Raw genomic sequence first — 17109 nt, forward strand, 5'->3', positions numbered from 1 at the left:
CTGGTTCTCCGAGGAAGCCGTCCGCATCGGCGGCGACCAGGCCACCTCCGTGGACGGCAACACCCGGATCATGATCACCAAGGAGCCTGTCGGCCCTTGCGTGCTGGTCACTCCGTGGAACTTCCCACTCGCCATGGGCGCGCGCAAGATCGCCCCTGCCGTCGCCGCCGGCTGCACCATGGTGTTCAAGCCCGCGGAGCTCACCCCGCTCACCTCCCTGGCCTTGGTGCAGATCTTCCGCGAGGCAGGCCTTCCCGACGGCGTCCTTAACGTCGTCACCACGGCGAACGCCTCCAGCGTCGTGGGGACCTGGATGGGCAGCGGCATTGCCCGCAAGGTCAGCTTCACCGGCTCCACCGAAGTGGGCAAGATCCTGCTGCGCCAGGCGGCGGACAATGTCATGCGGTCCTCGATGGAACTGGGTGGAAACGCCCCGTTCATCGTCCTCGCCGATGCCGACATCGAAAAGGCCGTCGACGGCGCCCTGAAGGCCAAGATGCGCAACATGGGCGAGGCCTGCACCGCCGCCAACCGTTTCTTCGTGCACCGCTCCGTCGCCGGGGAATTCAGCGAGAAGTTCGCCAAGCGGATCTCCGAGCTGCAGGTGGGCAACGGCGCCCTGGAAGGGACCGACGTCGGACCCCTTATCGAACAGAAGGGGCTGGACAAGGTTGAGAGCCTGGTCGCCGACGCCGTCTCCAAGGGCGCACGGATCCTGACCGGCGGAAGCCGTCCGGACGGTCCCGGATACTTCTACACCCCCACGGTCCTGACTGACGTTTCCCAGGACGCGGAACTGATGCGCACCGAGATCTTCGGTCCGGTTGCGGCCATCACCGCGTTCGACAGCGAGGACGAAGTGCTTCGGCTCGCCAACGACACTGAATGGGGATTGGTCGGCTACGTGTTCACTGAGAACATGGACAAGGCCCTCCGCTTCTCCGCCGAGCTGGAGGTTGGCATGGTCGGCCTCAACACCGGCATCGTCTCCAACCCTGCCGCCCCCTTCGGAGGCGTCAAGCAGTCAGGCCTGGGACGCGAAGGCGGCAAAATAGGTATCGAGGAATTTCTTGAAACCAAGTACACCGCAATTGCCGTGTAGTAACGCATGTAGCTAGCAAAGAATGAGATGAGGGGGATGTCGATGGCAACACCGGAAGGGCTTTTTGTACTGGAAGGAAGGCCAACGGCGCAGCTGATCGCCGATCAGCTACGGGAACAGATCGTCCAGGGAACTTTCCGCCCGGGGCAGCAGATCAACGAATCCGTCATGGCCGGCCAACTGAATACGTCGAGGGGACCTCTCCGGGAGGCGCTGCAGCGTTTGTGCCAGGAGGGCATACTTGTCAGCCATCGGAACCGTGGCGTGTTTGTCCTCGAGCTGGAAACCGAGGATATCCAAGAGATCTACGCGGTCCGTGAATCTGTCGAATCGGCTGCGGCAAACGCCCTGCTGGACGGCAGCCCGGAGCAGATCAAAGCCACATGTGAACTCCTGCGGGAGACAATCGGTGAAATGGCGAAACAAGTAGCCGTTTCCGATTGGCAAGCGATCGCTCGGCTGGACATGCAGTTCCACACATCCTTCGTTGCCGGCGCAGGAAATTCCCGCTTGATACGGATCTACAAGACCCTGGCCGCCGAATCGAGGATGTGTATCGTCAACCTGGAAGTTTCCTACCCCCGGGTGGACGTCCTGGTGGAGGAGCACCAAAACCTGCTGGATCTCCTCGAGGCGGGCGACCGGAAGGGACTCCTTAAGGCGATCAAACGGCACATGCAAAAGGCGGTCGAGGACCTGACCGAAAAACAACCTGACCAGCAGGTCACGGCCTAGCCAACGACAAACCCTGAACGGCTGTTGCAGACCCGGAGTGTACCGGGCTTGCAACAGCCGTTTCGGGTTAAATAAGGCCAGACCCCCAGCCCCCACGACAGGTCCCACGATCGGCAAATTGTTGACAATTTGGCCAAGGGGGCGTTCCATTGCGGATAGGTGGCCTGGAAAGGGTGCCAGCACTGAGGCCGAACTCGATTAGTAGGTGCGTCGTGGCCGCGAAGATTCATCACCACAGTAATAGCGCGACGAGCGGGATTGACCCTGCGCTCAAACCACGGCTCAAGCGCCGGAGCATCTTCGAATACGCAGCCTGGCTGGCCTGCGGCCTGCTTGCCGTCGGCGTCCTGTATTCCGTATCAACAAATCCAAACTTCAAGTGGCACGTGGTCGCCCGATACTTCACCCACGAAACTATCCTCCGCGGGCTCATGCTCACGATTTTCCTCACGATAGCAAGCATGGCCCTGGGAACTTTGCTCGGCCTCGCGATCGCCATCCTGCGCTCCTCGCGCGTGAAGCCGGTTTCCATCGCCGCGAGCCTCTACATCACCCTGTTCCGTGGCACCCCGGTCCTGGTGCAGCTGATCTTTTGGTTCAACATCGCGGCTCTCTACCCAAACCTGACGATTGGCATCCCTTTCACGAACATCGGCACCGCCGTCGACACCAATGCGTTAATGGGGCCCATCACAGCCGCCCTCGTCGGCCTGACGCTCAACGAAGCCGCCTATATGGCCGAAATCATCCGCGGCGGCTTCTCCTCGGTAGGCAAAGGCCAGATCGAGGCCGCCGACTCACTCGGCATGAGCGGCGCGATGAAAATGCGCAAAGTCATCATCCCCCAAGCCATGCCCTCGATCATCCCTGCAACCGGCAACCAGGTGATCGGCATGTTCAAGGAAACCTCACTGGTCAGCGTGCTCGGCGTGGCCGAGCTGCTCCAGAGTGCACAACTCATCTATGCCCGCACCTACGAAACCATCCCCCTGCTCATCGTCGCCAGCCTTTGGTATCTCGTCATGACCCTCCTGCTGAGCTACCCGCAATCCAAGCTCGAGCAAAAATACTCCCGCGCAACCTCAGCCCTTCCCCGCAGGGCCAGGCGGATTTTCCACACCGAACCGGAAGGCGCAGCCCGATGAGCACCGACAGCACCAGCGCAGCGACAACAGGAAGCCCCTTTGTCCTGGAGGGAAGGCCCACTGCACAGCTGATTGCCGACCAACTGCGGGAGCAAATCGTGCAAGGTGCATTCCTCCCGGGCCAGCAAGTCAACGAGTCCGTGCTGGCCGTGCAGCTGAATACATCGCGGGGCCCCATCCGCGAGGCCCTGCAGCGGCTAAGCCAGGAGGGAATCCTCGTTAACAAGCGCAACCGCGGCGTCTTCGTGCGGGAACTAACCTCCGAGGATATCCGGGAAATCTACGCTGTCCGCCAGGCATTGGAGTCAACGGCTGCGCAGGAACTTCTTGATGCTCCGCCTGAAACCATTGAGGAAACGTGCAGCATCCTCAAGGACACTCTTGCCGAAATGGCCAAGCAGGTAGCGGTCTCCGACTGGCCGGCGATCGCGCGCCTGGACATGCAATTCCACACGTCTTTCGTGGCCGGTACGGGAAACTCCCGCCTCATCCGGAGCTACAAAACCCTGGCCGCCGAATCAAGGATGTGCATCCTCAACCTCGAAGTGTCCTATCCGAGGGTGGATGTGCTTGTCGAGGAGCACCAGGTTCTCCTCGATCTGCTTGCACGCCGTGACAGGAAGGCACTCCTCAGGGCGATCCGCCAACACATGGAAAAGGCTGTCGAGGATCTGACCACGCAACATGACAAGGCCTTGGGCGCATAGGGGCTGCGCAGCCCTGCGTGGAGCGGGCACCCACTCCCCCGCCTAATTCGCACCACCCACCCCTTCAAATTGTCAACAATCGACGATATGCTTGTTCTCACGATCCTGCCGCTTCCCACGGCATTCCCATTCCCGGCCGCTTCGGTCCCCGCGGCGCCACGCCACCAGAAAGGTAGAAACGTGCGACAGAGCAGTCACACATCTCTATGGAAGTCCCTCGAGCAGGGTGACCTCGTCATCCTGAGCCAGGGCGGAGTCCCTTGCCATCGCGGCTCGATCGATGACCGGACTGAAGATGGGCAATTAATCTGGGTGACCGATGACATCGGCCACCGCCGGCTTTTCCATATCGACGATGACTACGAACTGATGATTTACCGCGATACGTTCTCTCGTTAAAGCCGCCTGCACGCCGCGGACAAGCGAACACATGCTCACTTTGATGGTCCTAATCGCGGCTGGTTTCCTCACCAGTTCCGCTGCTTGTGCAAGCCCGCGCAGGAAGGTCAGGGGCGGCCATCCATTGACCTCCCGGCACTGGAAGTCCAAGACCCACCTGATCAAAGCCTCCGCTGCCGTCCTGGCGCTCGGAGCCGTCACACTGGCAATCCACCTGCAGCTTGGGGCGTCGTCTTGACGGCGGAAGGAACACGCATGCCCGGGGAAGTCCCCGCCGGCGGCATTCGAGGGGAACCGACCTGGGCCAGCGGCATTTCCCGGCGTTAGGCAAGAACGCAAAGATGTTCAGTTGGGCGACATCCGGCCTTCCCTCCGTGGTTTCCTCGCCGGCCTAGATTTGCGGACACCGCATCTACCGATTCAATGGAGACCGTCATGCCCACGCGTAATCACTCCCGGTTCCTGGGGGCCGCCGCAGCCCTCGCCCTTCTTACTGCGACTGCAATTCCGTCCCAGGCTGTCACCCCTGCCGACGCGCCCGTGGACCAGCAGGCCGGTGCCTTCTCTTTTGCCGTGATCGGCGATGTTCCCTACGGCACGGCTCAGTTCGACCGCTTCCCCGGGATGGTGACCGAACTGAACCGCCAGGACGAGTTGGGTTTCATCACCCACGTCGGCGATATTAAGGCCGGATCGGCGCAGTGCACGGACGAATACTTCGCCGCCATCAAGACACAGTTTGACCGCTTTGAAGCACCGCTGGTCTACACCCCCGGCGACAACGAATGGGTGGATTGCCACCGCGTCAACAACGGCAGTTACGATCCCCTCGAACGGCTGGCTGCCCTCCGGGAGCTGTTTTTCGCCCAGCCAGGCAAGACCCTCGGCGGCACCATGCCCGTGAAATCCGCCGTGGACCAGGGTCTTCCCGAGAACGTCACCTTCGCTGAGCAGCGGATCGCTTTCTCCGTGGTGAACGTTCAGGGATCGAACAACTCGCTTTTGCCGTGGTCGGGCCTGGGCCAGGCGGAACCCAACCAGGCGCAGCTCGCAGAGGTACAGACGAGGACGGCGGCCGATGTCGCCCAGTTGGAGCGCACCTTTGCGGACGCCGCCAGGGCCAAGGCGAGGGCCGTCGTCGTCATGACGCAAGCCGACATGTTCGACCCCTACATGCTGGCCAACGGCGTCGAAGAAAACCCGGAACTGGTGAGCGGCTTCCGTCCGATCGTCGAAGCCATCGCCGAAGGATCCCGTACCTTCAACGGTCCGGTGTACCTGTTCAACGGCGACAGCCATATCTTCAATGACGACTCACCGCTGGCCGAAGGGTCTCCCTGGTTGAACGTCTACAACGAGAGCGCAGTCGAAAACCTGCACCGCGTGACGGTGGAAGGTGCGGCGAGCAGCAATGAGTGGCTGCGCGTTACCGTGGCACCCAACTCCGTCACAGGCAACGATGTCCTGCGCTGGGAACGGGTTCCCTACAGCGGCTCCTAGGCTCTTAAACGAAAACTGGCCGGCCCCCTTCTGTGGGGCCGGCCAGTCTCGTTAAGGCTGTTAGTCGAGGCCGAGTTCGTCCTTGCTGAAGGCGTAGAGGTACGGGACACCGGTCTCGGCTTCGATCTTTTCCTTGGCGCCGGTGTTGCGGTCCACGATCACCGCGACCGCCACCACGTTGCCGCCGGCGTTGCGGACGCCCTCGACGGCGGTCAGTGCCGAGCCGCCGGTGGTGGAGGTGTCTTCCAGGACCACCACGTTGCGGCCTTCCACGGAGGGGCCTTCCACCTGGCGGCCCATGCCGTAGGACTTCTGGGCCTTGCGGACCACGAAGGCGTCCACGGCACGGCCGGCGTCGGCAGCTGCGTGCATCACGGCGGTGCCGACGGGGTCGGCACCCATCGTGAGGCCGCCGGCGCACTCAAGCTGGATGCCGGCGTCGTCGATCATTTCCAGCATGACCTGGCCCACCAGCTTGGAGGCCTCGTGGTGCAGGGTGATGCGGCGCAGGTCGATGTAGTAGTCGGCTTCCTTGCCGCTGGACAGGATCACCTTGCCGCGGACCACCGCCAGTTCCTTGATCAGTTCAAGCAGGCGGGCACGGGCAGCGGAGGCGTCAGCAACGGGAGTCATGGCTCCTAGTTTAGACTGGCGCGCGATCCGGCCGCGGCACTGCGTTGTCCCACCGGACCCGCGGTCCTGCGATGCTTGGAGGGTGCCATCGATCTCCACGGGAACACCCAGGACCGTGCTCGGCTGGAAACTGCTGCCGGCCGGTCTCCTGTCGCTGTCCGCTGTGCCGTTGTTTGCGCTGCAGGAAGACCTCGCCGGGTACGGGCTGCTCGGTTTGGGCGTGGCTGTCGCAGCATTGATCGACCTGCAGCTGATGCGGCACCTTGCACTGATCGCGGCCGGGATGGTCATCATCAGCCTGGTGCCACTGAACGCCGATCTCAGTCTTGGCCACATGGCCCTGATGGGCGGTGCGCTGGGGGCCGCTGTCCTCGTCCCGTGGCTGGTGTCCAGGTTCGCCTACCGGGAGGACATCATCCGCTTTCCGGTGAATACGGGGCGGAAGTGGCCGGTGGCGGCGAAGCTTTACCTGATCGGCGTGGTGGCGCTGGGGTACTTCATCCTGCCCGCCTACCTGATCAACACGGGTGTCTACCGGAACTGGCCGGATGCCTCGGACCCTGCCATCTTTTGGCGGCTTTTCCTCGGCGTCAACAGCGTGGGCATCTGGGATGAGCTGTTCTTCATCTGCACTAGCTTCACCCTGCTGCGCCGGCATTTTCCGGACTGGCTGGCCAATCTCCTGCAGGCCGTGATCTTTTCGTCGTTCCTGTGGGAGATCGGCTACCAGGCGTGGGGTCCGCTGCTGACTTTCCCGTTCGCGCTCCTGCAGGGGTACACGTTCAAGCTCACCAAATCCTTGACGTACGTTGTGTCCGTGCACCTGCTCTTCGACCTGGTGCTGTTCCTGGCGCTGGTGCACGCCCACAACCGCGACTGGCTGCCGGTGTTCCTCTACTAGTTCATTACTCTTGACTCCTTATGCAGCGCGCCACAGTTGAGCCCTGCCGACGCGGCTGGCTAGTCTTGGTGCCATGCGCAAACTCCAGGCGAAGATCATCGAGGAAATGGGCGTCCAGCCCCGGATCGATCCTGCCGAGGAGGTGCGCAGGCGCGTCACGTTCCTGAAGGAATACCTCAAGGCCACCCATACCAAGGGCTTCGTGCTGGGGATCTCCGGCGGCCTGGATTCCTCGCTGGCAGGGCGACTTGCCCAGCTGGCCGTGGAGGAGCTCGAGGGCGAAGGCGTCGAGGCCAGCTTCGTGGCCGTCCGGCTGCCCTACGGCACCCAGCACGACGAGGACGACGCCCAGGCGGCACTGGACTTCATCCAGGCCAAGACCGAGTGGACCTTCAACATCTCTGCCGGCGTTGACGGTGTGGAAGACGAGTTCGAGAAGACCACCGGCGCAGCGATCTCGGACTTCCACAAGGGCAACACCAAAGCCCGCATCCGCATGCTGGCGCAGTACGCGCTGGCCGGCGAGCACAACTATCTGGTGATCGGCACGGACCACGGCGCCGAGTCCGTCACCGGCTTCTTCACCAAGTTCGGCGACGGCGGCGCGGACATCCTGCCGCTGTTCGGCCTGAACAAGCGCCAGAACCGGGCCCTGCTGGCCGAGTTGGGTGCCCCCGCACGGATTTGGGAAAAGGTCCCGACGGCGGACCTGCTGGACGGCCAGCCCGGCCGCACCGACGAGGACGAGCTCGGCCTGACCTACGACCAGATCGACGACTACCTCGAGGGCCGCGAGGTTCCCGAAGGCGTCGCGAAACTCATCGAGGACAAGTACCTGCGCACGCGCCACAAGCGGACCGTCCCGGTCACCATCTTCGACAGCTGGTGGAAGTAACCGTCAGCCCGCGTCGTGACCGGCAGTCTCTTGCAAGGTTGCCGGCCGTCCACCCGTGAGGGAATCGACCGCCGCAGCCAGCAGGGAGCGTGCATGGTCCGTGGAGACGAACCCGCTGAGCCACCGGCCGGAGATCCCTTCCACCAGGCAGGTAAGGATCTCGGCGGTGGCTGCTGCTTCGTCTTCACCGGCCCCGTGGCCCGCGGCGACGAGGGCACGGGCGATTTCGCGGTTCCATTCCGCGGTTGTCCGCGAGAGCGGTTCACTCAGGTCCGGTTCAAAGACTGAGCAGGCCCGGAGTTCGTTCCATGCCACCGAGTTCCGCCGGACTTCCGGGTCGTCCTTGATTTCGTCGAGGAGCAGGTGGCGCAGGTGCCTGTCGCCGTCCGCGGCTGCCGGTGAGGCGGGAGTGTCGTCCTTCCCGACCTGCTTGTTGATGTAGTCAAGGGTGGCGGCGAGCAGTCCGGCACGGTCGGTGAAGTGGTAGTACAGCAAGCCGGACGAAACACCGGCTTCCTTTGCTACGTCGTTGACCCGCAATCCCCGCACCCCGTTCCTGGCGATGCAGGTGGTGGCGGCAGTGAGGATCTTGCCCAGTTTGTCAGTCATGGTTCGACAGTAATACGTGCTCCGTTGCCGTGGAGCGTGGGAGCCTCTGCGGCTCCGGCCAGAACCGGACGGCAGCCAGGTAGCCGACGGCTCCGATGGCCGTGGAGCCGAGGAAACTGAGGTCGATGCCGCCGGCCAACTGCGAGAGGGGGCCCGTGTAGAGGGACGTGTCCGTCGCCAGCACGCCAAACAGCGATCCGATGGCCCACGGGATGACTGCACGGAGGTTCCAGCCGCGGGTGTTCCAGTAGCGGCCGGACGAAGCGTTGGCACGGAAAAGCTGCAGATCCCGTGGACTGTACTTGCCGCGCCGCACCGCCAGGAAACCCAGGACATTGATTGCCACCCAGGGTCCAGCGAATCCGTTGAGTACCAGCGTCATGGCGGTGATGGAGTCGACGGCGTTGAAGACGAAGACGCCGAGGTACAGCAACCCGACGGCTGCTGCCGAGGTGATGAGCGTGGTATGGACACGACGGAGCCGGGGAAAGAGCGCTTCCAGGTCCAGTCCGCTGGCGTACAGGTTGAGCACGCCCTGCCCGAGCCCGCCTGCCAGGGCGATGACAAGGATCGGCAGCAGATACCAGGCTGGCGCGGAACGGACCAGGTCCGCTACGTAGGAGCCGCCCAGTTCCGGGATGGCCGCGGCCGTGAAGGCGCCGAAGAGTGCCGTGACAAAGAGGCCCAGGAACACCCCGAGGCATGTGGCGGCAACCACGGAGCGGTCCGAGTGGAGCTTCCGCGAGATGCGCCGGCTGTAGTCTCCCAGCGTGGGCGCATAGGACAACGGGCCGCCCACGGAGATGACGGCGGACAGGATCCAGGTGGGCCAGAAGTCGCCCAGCAGGTAATCCGCCTGCACGGAGGTTGGGCTGAACGTGGGGGCGAAGGCAACCACCCCCATGATCAGGAGAACGCCGACCACCGGGGCCACGAACTTCTGCATCGCCACCACGGTCCCGTGGCCGAACAGTGCCACCAGGATGATTTCCGCGGAAATGACGGCGTAGCCGATGGCCAAGGTGGTGCCGTCAACAGGCGTTCCCAGCAGCCTCTCGGCGGCAGCCACCAGCGCGTCGCCCGAAGTCCAGACCGCGATGGCGGCGTAGGCCAGGGCGAAGAGCAGGGTGAGGCCGGATCCGATCAGCCGGCCGCGTGTGCCGAAATGCGCGGCGCTGGAAACGGTGTTGTTGGTGCCGGTCCGCGGCCCCAGCAGGGCCATCGGCGCAATAAGGACCGTCCCGACGATGAGGCCGGTGAAGCTGGCTGTTACGGCGCCAACGAAGTCCAGTCCGAAGGTGATGGGGAGCCATCCGAAAACGATGACGGAGAAAGCGAAGTTTCCCCCGAAAAATACAGTGAAGAGGTTCCGGGGGCGGGAGGTGCGTTGCCCGTCCGGAATGAACTCAATGCCGACTGTCTCAATACTGCCGAAGCGGTCCTTGTGCTGGGACACGGCACCGTCGGGACCCGCGTCTTTGCGGAAGCGCGTGCTCATCATCTCAAGCCTTTCGTGAACTGCATCACCATGATGCAACGCATCCAAGATACGCTTTGACTGAATTTTCAGTCAAGAGCGCTTCGACAGCTGCCGTAACGCCAAACCTTCCGACCCTCAGGCGAGGAAGCCGCGCAAGAGGGATGCGGTACCCTCCAAGTGCTCCACGGTGACCCGTTCCGCCGTGACTGCGTCTCCCCTGAGGATGGCCTCCGCGATTTCCGCATGCTGTTCATTGGCGTGCTCGAGGTTTGTGCCCAGGCGGGGAATGCGGTCGAGCAGATCGTTGAGCCGTGCGCGCGTCTCCGCCACGGCACCCACCAGGCTGGCTGATCCGGACAGTTCGGCGATGGCGATGTGGAACCTGGCGTCCCTTGGACGGTAGGTTTCCGGCGTCGCACTCGTCAATTCCGAGAGGCACTGCTGCAGATGTTGCCGCGCGGCGGCAGTCAGCGCGGCCTTTGCCGACAGTGCCGCGGCCGCGGGCTCGATGATTCCCCGGAACAAGAGAACGTCTTCGACCTCCGCACGTTCCAGTGGGCGGCTCTCCGTGGGGCGCTGGACAGCCGAACTCGAGACGTAGGTGCCGCCGTAGCGACCCCGTTGGACTTCCAAGTAGCCGGCATTTTGCAGTTCACCCAGGGCGTCCCTCAGTGTGGCCCGGGAGACGCCAAGCCTCTCCGCGAGTTCGCGCTCCGGCGGAAGCTTCTCCGACGGCGCGAATATGCCCAGCTTGATGGTCTGCAGAAGGTGCTCGATGGTCTCCTCGAAGGCGTTCCCGCCGCGCACCGGGCGCAGCACGGAATACGAAGGGCCGAACGGAGAGTCCTGCATGGCGGAGCCTCCCCTTCACTAGGGCCGGAAGCCGGGCTATCGATGTTGGACCCATCCTATCCGCGCCCTTCTCAATGGTCACGTAGACAACCATTCTTCAGCGCCAATCTTTCTCATCCGGCATCTTTTTCGCCAAAATGCTTGACCGTGGCCTCGATCACCTCCAAACTGTGATGCAGCTCTTGGACTAAAAACAGTCCTTTAGAACGTGCGCACTTCAGAATTTCCCACTGCATTCCTCCCCTCTTAGGAAGACACATGGAAACAACAGACACAGCACGCAACGACGATGCTTATTTGCAGCACCGCAGGCTGAACCGCGGCGCCGCCGGTTGGGTGCTCCTTGCCGGGCTGGGCGTTGCCTATGTTATTTCCGGCGACTTCGCCGGCTGGAACCTCGGACTCGCCCAAGGGGGCTGGGGCGGACTGTTGATCGCCTTCGTCCTGATGGGCGTCATGTACACCTGCATGGTCTTCGGCCTCGCCGAACTTTCCTCGACCCTCCCGACGGCGGGAGCGGGCTATGCTTTCGCCCGCCGGGCCCTGGGTCCCCTCGGCGGATTCGCCACCGGCATGGCCGTGTTGATTGAGTACGCGGTGGCGCCTGCTGCCATTGCCACGTTCATCGGCGGCTACGTTGAAGCACTGGGCCTCTTCGGCCTCACCAACTCCTGGCCCGTCTACTTGGTCACCTACGCCATTTTCATCGGCATCCATCTGCGGGGCGTGGGTGAGGCGCTCAAGCTCATGTTCGCCATCACGGCAGTGGCCACGGCCGCCCTGTTCGCGGCCGCCGTCGGGCTCGCTCCCAAGTTCGACGCCGCCCGCCTCTTCGACATCGTCCCGGACGGTTCCGCCGGATCCAGCGCGTTCCTCCCGATGGGCATCAGTGGCATCCTTGCGGCACTGGTCTACGGAATCTGGTTTTTCCTCGCCGTCGAAGGTGTTCCCCTGGCAGCCGAAGAGACCTCGAACCCGAAACAGGACATGCCGCGGGGGATCATCGTCGCAGTACTCATCCTGGTGGTCTTCGGCGCGCTGATGCTCGTCCTCGTGCCCGGGGCCGCAGGATCACTGGCCATGAGCACCTCGGACAACCCGCTTCCGGAAGCCCTCCGGATCGCCTACGGCGGCAACACCTTCCTGGCCGACTTCATCAACTACGCGGGACTCGCCGGCCTGGTAGCGAGCTTCTTCTCGATCATCTACGCCTACTCACGCCAGCTGTTCGCGCTCTCCCGCGCCGGCTACCTGCCGCGCTGGATGTCCCTCACGGGGAAGCGCCGCACCCCGTACTGGGCGCTCATCGTGCCGGGGACCATCGGCTTCCTGCTCGCCGCCATCACCCAGGACGGCGCCTTGCTGATCAACATCGCAGTCTTCGGAGCCACCGTTTCCTATGTCCTGTTGAACCTCTCGCACATCGTGCTGCGCAGGAAGGAGCCGCTCCTGGAGCGCGGCTACCGCACTCCCGGCGGCGTCGTCACCACCTCGATCGCGTTGGTGCTGTCCGCCGTGGCAGTTGTGGCGACCTTCGTCGTCGACGTCTTCGCTGCATCTATCACCGCCGGCATCTTCGCCGCCGCCCTGCTCTATTACTGGTTCTACAGCCGGCACCGCATCGTCGCCGGCGCCCCCGAGGAAGAGTTCGCCCGACTGGCCCGCGCCGAAGCCGAACTCAAGTCCTAGCCCCAGATTCCACTCCATCCGAAACCACGTTGCGGAGACAGAATGAACATCCAAGATACACACCGGCAGTTGACGCTTGAGACCCTCAGGGAACTGGTGGCAAGCGGCGAGATCGACACCGTCGTCGTAGCCATCACCGATGCCCTGGGCCGGCTCCAAGGCAAACGCTGCGGCGCACGTTCCTTCCTCGAAGACGTGCTGGACCACGGCGCCGAAGGCTGCAACTACCTGCTGGCCGTGGATGTCGAAATGAACACTGTTGACGGCTACGCCATGTCCTCGTGGGAAACAGGCTACGGCGACATGGTGATGAAGCCGGACCTGGCAACCCTTCGCCGCGTTCCTTGGCTCGAAGGCACTGCGATGGTGCAGTGCGATGTGCTCTGGACCGACGGTTCCCCGGTGGCGGCGTCCCCGCGGCAGGTCCTGAAGGCCCAGCTCGAACGCCTCGAAAAGCTTGGATACCGCGCCCACATCGGCACGGAGCTGGAGTTCATCATGTTCAGCGACTCCTACTCCCAGGCCTGGGACAAGGGCTACACCGGCCTCACTCCGGCCACCCAGTACAACGTGGACTACTCCCTGCTGGCCACGTCCCGCCTTGAACCGGTGATCCGCTCCATCAGGAACAACATGGAGGCCGCCGGCCTGGTGGTGGAGTCCTCCAAAGGGGAATGCAACCTCGGCCAGCAGGAAATTACCTTCCGCTTCGACGAAGCCCTGGCCGCGTGCGATAAGCACAGCTTCTACAAGAACGGCGCCAAGGAAATCGCGGACCAGCACGGCAAGAGCATCACGTTCATGTCCAAGTTCAATGAGCGTGAGGGCAACTCCTGCCACATCCACATCAGCCTCACGGACCTGGACGGCAACGCGGTGCTGGCCGGCGACGGCGAGCACGGATTCAGTCCTGTCATGGAACGGTTTATCGCAGGCCAGCTCGCGGCGCTGCGCGAACTGACCTACTTCCTGGCCCCCAACATCAACTCCTACAAGAGGTACGTCGAGGGCAGTTTCGCGCCCACGGCCATCGCCTGGGGGCTGGACAACCGGAGCTGCGCCTTGCGGGTGGTGGGGCACGGACCCGGCCTGCGCACCGAAAACCGCGTGGGCGGAGGCGACGTGAACCCGTACCTCGCGGCAGCCGCCCTCGTGGCGGCCGTTATCCACGGCCTGGAAAACGACCTTCCGCTTCCGGCCATCACCAAGGGAAACGCCTACGACTCCGACGCCGACCGGCTGCCCACGACGCTGCGCGACGCCCGCGCCCTGCTGGCGGAGAGCAGCATCGCCCGCAAGGCTTTCGGCGACGACGTTGTGGACCACTACGTCCATGCCGCCGGTGTGGAACTCGCCGCCTTCGAAGGCGCCATCACAGATTGGGAGCGTATCCGTGGCTTCGAACGACTCTAAGGCCTACCGCCCGAAAATTGCACTGACCAGCTACTACCAGGAAGCGTCCTGGGGAGTCTGGAAGGAGGCGGCCGCGATCCTGCCGGGCACCTACGTCGAGGCCGTCGTCGCCGCCGGCGGGACGCCGCTCCTGCTGCCGCCGGTGGGGACCGACGAATCGGTGCTGGATCTGGTGGACGGGCTGATCGTGGTGGGCGGTCCCGACGTCGACCCCTCCCTTTACGGGGCAGAGCCGCATCCGCTCACCGCACCGCAGCCGCTGCGGGATGCGCACGATGCAGCGCTCACCCGCGCGGCCCTGGAACGCGGCCTGCCGCTGTTCTCGATCTGCCGCGGGGCCCAGTTGCTCAGCGTGGCCCTGGGCGGTTCGTTGGTGCAGCACATCCCGGACATCAATCCGGGCGCCAACTACCAGCCGGCGCCCGGAGTGTTCGGTGAAGCCGCCTTCAGCACCGAGGCGGGCAGCCTGATCGAAGGCCTGCTGGGGTCCTCCGGAACAGCGCCCTGCTACCACCACCAAGCGGTGGACGCCGTTCCCGCGGAACTCCGGGTGACCGCACGTTCCGCGGACGGCACCATCCAGGCCTTGGAGAGCGAGGACGACAACTGGGTCCTGGGCGTGCAGTTCCATCCGGAGCAGAATCCGGCAGACCTTCGGCTCTTCCACGGCTTCGTGGCGGCGGCGGCCGCCTACCGCGCCGAACGCCCGCTGACCGCCACCGAGACTACGAAAGCGATGTCCACACCATGACCGCCACTGTCTTTGACGTCATCAATCCGGCCACAGAAGAGGTCATCGAGTCGGTGCCGCTGGCCGGCGCCGGTGAAGTCGACGCAGCGATCGCCCGCGCCGCCGCTGCCTATGAAAGCTGGCGCCTGGTTGCCCCGGCGGACCGGGCCCTGCTGCTGCGCCGCTTCGCCGCCGCCGTCGACGCCGACCTGGAAAACCTGGCGCAGCTGGAAGTCAGGAACGCCGGCCACACCATCGGAAATGCACGCTGGGAAGCCGGCAACGTCCGGGACGTGCTGCAGTACTACTCGGCGGCCCCGGAGCGGAACTTCGGCAAGCAAATCCCGGTGGCGGGCGGCGTGGACGTCACGTTCCAGGAGCCGCTGGGCGTGGTGGGCGTGATCGTCCCCTGGAACTTCCCCATGCCGATCGCCGGCTGGGGGTTCGCCCCCGCGCTTGCTGCCGGGAACACCGTTGTCCTCAAGCCGGCCGAGGTAACCCCGCTAACGGCGATCCGGCTGGCTGAACTGGCCTTGGAAGCCGGCATCCCCGCTGGCGTCTTCCAGGTGATACCGGGCAAGGGTTCCGTGGTGGGGCAGCGATTCGTCACGCACCCGGCGGTGCGGAAGGTCGTCTTCACCGGTTCCACCGGCGTGGGAAAGCAGATCATGGCCGGCTGCGCCGAGCAGGTGAAGCGGGTGACCCTGGAACTTGGCGGCAAGAGCTCGAACATCATCTTCGAGGACGCGGACCTGGAGCTGGCCGCGGCGGCCACCCCCGGCGGCGCCTTCGACAACGCCGGCCAGGATTGCTGCTCCCGTTCCCGCGTCCTGGTGCAGCGCAGCGTGTACGAGCGCTTCATGGAACTGCTCGAACCGGCGGTGCTCGGCATGGCGGTGGGCGATCCCTCGGATGAGGCCACCGCCATGGGGCCGCTGATTTCGGCCCAGCAGCGCGAAACGGTTTCCTCGTTTGTTCCCGACGGCGCCCCGGTCGCCTTCCAGGGGAAAGCCCCTGAAGGCGCGGGGTTCTGGTTCCCGCCCACCGTCCTCACCCCGGGCCTGGACTCCCCCGCGTTCCGGGAGGAAATCTTCGGACCGGTGCTCGCCGTCGTTCCTTTCGACGACGAAGCCGAGGCCATCCGGATCGCGAACAACACCGAGTACGGGCTCTCCGGGTCCATCTGGACGTCCAAGGTGGACCGGGCGCTGCGGGTGGCCCGCGGCGTCGAATCCGGGAACCTGTCCGTCAACTCGCATTCCTCGGTCCGGTACTCCACGCCGTTCGGCGGCTTCAAGCAGTCGGGCCTGGGACGCGAGCTCGGACCGGATGCGCTGGCCGCCTTCACCGAAACCAAGAACGTCTTTATCTCCACCACCCCGGCCTGAGCCGGGCACCCCGAGCAACCACAAGAACAAAGGAGCCCACCATGAACGCAGTCATCTCCAACCGCCTCGAAGGCCGCAGCGCCGTCATCACCGGCGGCGCAAGCGGCATCGGACTTGCCACCGCACGCCGCATGGCCGCAGAAGGCGCCAAAGTCGTCATCGCAGACATCGATCCCACCACCGGCGAAGCCGCCGCTGCGGAGGTCGGCGGCATGTTCGTCAAGGTCGACGTCACCAGCGAAGAACAGGTCCGCAACCTCTTCGCCCAGACCAAGGAGACCTACGGCAGCGTTGACATCGCTTTCAACAACGCCGGCATCTCCCCGGCGGACGATGCATCGATCCTGGATACCGGCATTGATGCCTGGCGCCGCGTCCAGGAAGTCAACCTGACATCGGTCTACTACTGCTGCAAGTACGCCATCCCGTACATGCAGGAGCAGGGCAAGGGCTCCATCATCAACACGGCGTCCTTCGTTGCCGTCATGGGTGCCGCCACCTCGCAGATCTCCTACAGCGCTTCCAAGGGCGGCGTGCTGTCGATGAGCCGGGAACTCGGCGTCGAATTCGCCCGCCAGGGCATCCGCATCAACGCCCTGTGCCCCGGACCGGTCAACACCCCGCTGCTCAAGGAACTCTTCGCGAAGGACCCGGAGAAGGCCGCCCGCCGCCTGGTCCATGTTCCCCTGGGCCGGTTTGCCGAACCCGAAGAGCTGGCCGCCGCCGTCGCGTTCCTCGCCAGCGACGACGCGTCCTTCATCACGGCCTCCACTTTCCTTGTGGACGGCGGTATTTCCGGGGCCTACGTCACGCCGCTGTCCTGACCGGGCTGCCCCGTTTCCGGCCGCTGTTTCCATCCCGGTGGAAACAGCGGCCGGCTGCCTTCTGGCGCGGTCCCCGGGGCAGGCGTAGGGTCATGCTTGGCTGACAA

17 protein-coding genes are annotated in these 17109 nt (G+C 64.2%); 13 read left to right on the plus strand and 4 right to left on the minus strand.

Features of this window, described 5'->3' with window-relative positions; all coding sequences use genetic code 11:
* From BLP88_RS11410 to BLP88_RS11435, 6 genes are all read left to right on the plus strand, one after another.
* A partial coding sequence (locus BLP88_RS11410) for an NAD-dependent succinate-semialdehyde dehydrogenase (protein ID WP_074589307.1) occupies window positions 1-1102 on the plus strand: 1102 nt, incomplete at its 5' end.
* Between the two features lie 36 nt (window positions 1103-1138).
* The gene (locus BLP88_RS11415; RefSeq protein ID WP_217635147.1) at window positions 1139-1837 is read left to right on the plus strand and encodes a GntR family transcriptional regulator; all 699 of its coding nucleotides are present in this window, start codon (window positions 1139-1141) and stop codon (window positions 1835-1837) included.
* Between the two features lie 212 nt (window positions 1838-2049).
* The gene (locus BLP88_RS11420) at window positions 2050-2982 is read left to right on the plus strand and encodes an amino acid ABC transporter permease (protein ID WP_245679848.1); all 933 of its coding nucleotides are present in this window, start codon (window positions 2050-2052) and stop codon (window positions 2980-2982) included.
* Entirely contained in the window at window positions 2979-3689 is a 711-nt protein-coding gene (locus tag BLP88_RS11425; protein ID WP_084111106.1) for a GntR family transcriptional regulator, read from the plus strand. Before BLP88_RS11420 ends, BLP88_RS11425 begins: the two co-directional genes overlap by 4 nt.
* An 87-nt stretch (window positions 3690-3776) precedes the next feature.
* Window positions 3777-4088 carry a hypothetical protein gene (locus tag BLP88_RS11430; protein ID WP_218871909.1) on the plus strand — a complete coding sequence of 104 codons (312 nt, stop codon included), beginning with the start codon at window positions 3777-3779 and terminating at the stop codon, window positions 4086-4088.
* 435 nt (window positions 4089-4523) lie between these two features.
* Window positions 4524-5588: a hypothetical protein gene (locus tag BLP88_RS11435; RefSeq protein ID WP_074589309.1), complete on the plus strand. Its 1065-nt coding sequence runs from the start codon at window positions 4524-4526 to the stop codon at window positions 5586-5588.
* A 60-nt stretch (window positions 5589-5648) separates the two neighbouring features.
* Here BLP88_RS11435 and pyrE read toward each other — a convergent pair whose 3' ends face one another.
* The gene (pyrE, locus tag BLP88_RS11440; protein ID WP_074589310.1) at window positions 5649-6221 is read right to left on the minus strand and encodes an orotate phosphoribosyltransferase; all 573 of its coding nucleotides are present in this window, start codon (window positions 6219-6221) and stop codon (window positions 5649-5651) included.
* Window positions 6222-6303: 82 nt separating this feature from the next.
* Between pyrE and BLP88_RS11445 the strand changes: the two genes are divergently transcribed.
* Both BLP88_RS11445 and nadE read left to right on the plus strand, forming a co-directional pair.
* Complete coding sequence (locus BLP88_RS11445) at window positions 6304-7122, plus strand: CPBP family intramembrane glutamic endopeptidase (protein WP_074589311.1); 819 nt, start codon at window positions 6304-6306, stop codon at window positions 7120-7122.
* Window positions 7123-7195: 73 nt separating this feature from the next.
* Window positions 7196-8017: an ammonia-dependent NAD(+) synthetase gene (gene nadE, locus BLP88_RS11450; RefSeq protein WP_074589313.1), complete on the plus strand. Its 822-nt coding sequence runs from the start codon at window positions 7196-7198 to the stop codon at window positions 8015-8017.
* Window positions 8018-8020: 3 nt separating this feature from the next.
* On the opposite strand, the gene BLP88_RS11455 is transcribed toward nadE, so the two are convergent.
* The 3 genes from BLP88_RS11455 to BLP88_RS11465 all read right to left on the minus strand — a co-directional run bounded on the left by BLP88_RS11455 (window position 8021) and on the right by BLP88_RS11465 (window position 10958).
* On the minus strand, window positions 8021-8626 hold the full coding sequence (locus BLP88_RS11455) for a TetR/AcrR family transcriptional regulator (protein WP_074589315.1): 606 nt from the start codon (window positions 8624-8626) through the stop codon (window positions 8021-8023).
* The gene (locus BLP88_RS11460) at window positions 8619-10124 is read right to left on the minus strand and encodes a purine-cytosine permease family protein (protein WP_217635148.1); all 1506 of its coding nucleotides are present in this window, start codon (window positions 10122-10124) and stop codon (window positions 8619-8621) included. The genes BLP88_RS11455 and BLP88_RS11460 overlap by 8 nt, the downstream gene beginning before the upstream one ends.
* A gap of 117 nt (window positions 10125-10241) precedes the next feature.
* Complete coding sequence (locus tag BLP88_RS11465; protein ID WP_074589319.1) at window positions 10242-10958, minus strand: FadR/GntR family transcriptional regulator; 717 nt, start codon at window positions 10956-10958, stop codon at window positions 10242-10244.
* Window positions 10959-11216: 258 nt separating this feature from the next.
* On the opposite strand from BLP88_RS11465, the gene eat reads away from it, so the two are divergent.
* From eat to BLP88_RS11490, 5 genes are read left to right on the plus strand one after another with little or no spacing between them, the layout of a single operon-like run.
* Complete coding sequence (gene eat, locus BLP88_RS11470) at window positions 11217-12647, plus strand: ethanolamine permease (protein WP_074589320.1); 1431 nt, start codon at window positions 11217-11219, stop codon at window positions 12645-12647.
* A 42-nt stretch (window positions 12648-12689) separates the two neighbouring features.
* Entirely contained in the window at window positions 12690-14060 is a 1371-nt protein-coding gene (locus tag BLP88_RS11475) for a glutamine synthetase family protein (protein WP_074589322.1), read from the plus strand.
* Window positions 14041-14811 (plus strand): gamma-glutamyl-gamma-aminobutyrate hydrolase family protein, encoded by a 771-nt coding sequence (locus BLP88_RS11480; RefSeq protein ID WP_074589324.1) that lies wholly within the window; start codon window positions 14041-14043, stop codon window positions 14809-14811. The genes BLP88_RS11475 and BLP88_RS11480 overlap by 20 nt, the downstream gene beginning before the upstream one ends.
* Complete coding sequence (locus tag BLP88_RS11485; RefSeq protein ID WP_074589326.1) at window positions 14808-16178, plus strand: aldehyde dehydrogenase family protein; 1371 nt, start codon at window positions 14808-14810, stop codon at window positions 16176-16178. Before BLP88_RS11480 ends, BLP88_RS11485 begins: the two co-directional genes overlap by 4 nt.
* A 41-nt stretch (window positions 16179-16219) precedes the next feature.
* The gene (locus BLP88_RS11490; protein WP_074589328.1) at window positions 16220-17002 is read left to right on the plus strand and encodes a 3-oxoacyl-ACP reductase; all 783 of its coding nucleotides are present in this window, start codon (window positions 16220-16222) and stop codon (window positions 17000-17002) included.
* Window positions 17003-17109 lie beyond the last annotated feature (107 nt).

Origin of the sequence: Arthrobacter cupressi, from assembly GCF_900099975.1 — a bacterium.
Classification (GTDB): Bacteria; Actinomycetota; Actinomycetes; order Actinomycetales; family Micrococcaceae; genus Arthrobacter; species Arthrobacter cupressi.

Excerpts from the sequence above, each read along its gene's own strand:
- BLP88_RS11490 (WP_074589328.1), top strand. The coding sequence starts at position 16,220 with ATGAACGCAGTCATCTCCAACCGCCTCGAAGGCCGCAGCGCCGTCATC.
- BLP88_RS11460 (WP_217635148.1), bottom strand. The coding sequence starts at position 10,124 with ATGAGCACGCGCTTCCGCAAAGACGCGGGTCCCGACGGTGCCGTGTCC.
- BLP88_RS11465 (WP_074589319.1), bottom strand. The coding sequence starts at position 10,958 with ATGCAGGACTCTCCGTTCGGCCCTTCGTATTCCGTGCTGCGCCCGGTG.
- BLP88_RS11455 (WP_074589315.1), bottom strand. The coding sequence starts at position 8,626 with ATGACTGACAAACTGGGCAAGATCCTCACTGCCGCCACCACCTGCATC.
- nadE (WP_074589313.1), top strand. The coding sequence starts at position 7,196 with ATGCGCAAACTCCAGGCGAAGATCATCGAGGAAATGGGCGTCCAGCCC.
- BLP88_RS11485 (WP_074589326.1), top strand. The coding sequence starts at position 14,808 with ATGACCGCCACTGTCTTTGACGTCATCAATCCGGCCACAGAAGAGGTC.
- BLP88_RS11425 (WP_084111106.1), top strand. The coding sequence starts at position 2,979 with ATGAGCACCGACAGCACCAGCGCAGCGACAACAGGAAGCCCCTTTGTC.
- eat (WP_074589320.1), top strand. The coding sequence starts at position 11,217 with ATGGAAACAACAGACACAGCACGCAACGACGATGCTTATTTGCAGCAC.
- pyrE (WP_074589310.1), bottom strand. The coding sequence starts at position 6,221 with ATGACTCCCGTTGCTGACGCCTCCGCTGCCCGTGCCCGCCTGCTTGAA.
- BLP88_RS11415 (WP_217635147.1), top strand. The coding sequence starts at position 1,139 with ATGTCGATGGCAACACCGGAAGGGCTTTTTGTACTGGAAGGAAGGCCA.
- BLP88_RS11435 (WP_074589309.1), top strand. The coding sequence starts at position 4,524 with ATGCCCACGCGTAATCACTCCCGGTTCCTGGGGGCCGCCGCAGCCCTC.
- BLP88_RS11475 (WP_074589322.1), top strand. The coding sequence starts at position 12,690 with ATGAACATCCAAGATACACACCGGCAGTTGACGCTTGAGACCCTCAGG.
- BLP88_RS11430 (WP_218871909.1), top strand. The coding sequence starts at position 3,777 with ATGCTTGTTCTCACGATCCTGCCGCTTCCCACGGCATTCCCATTCCCG.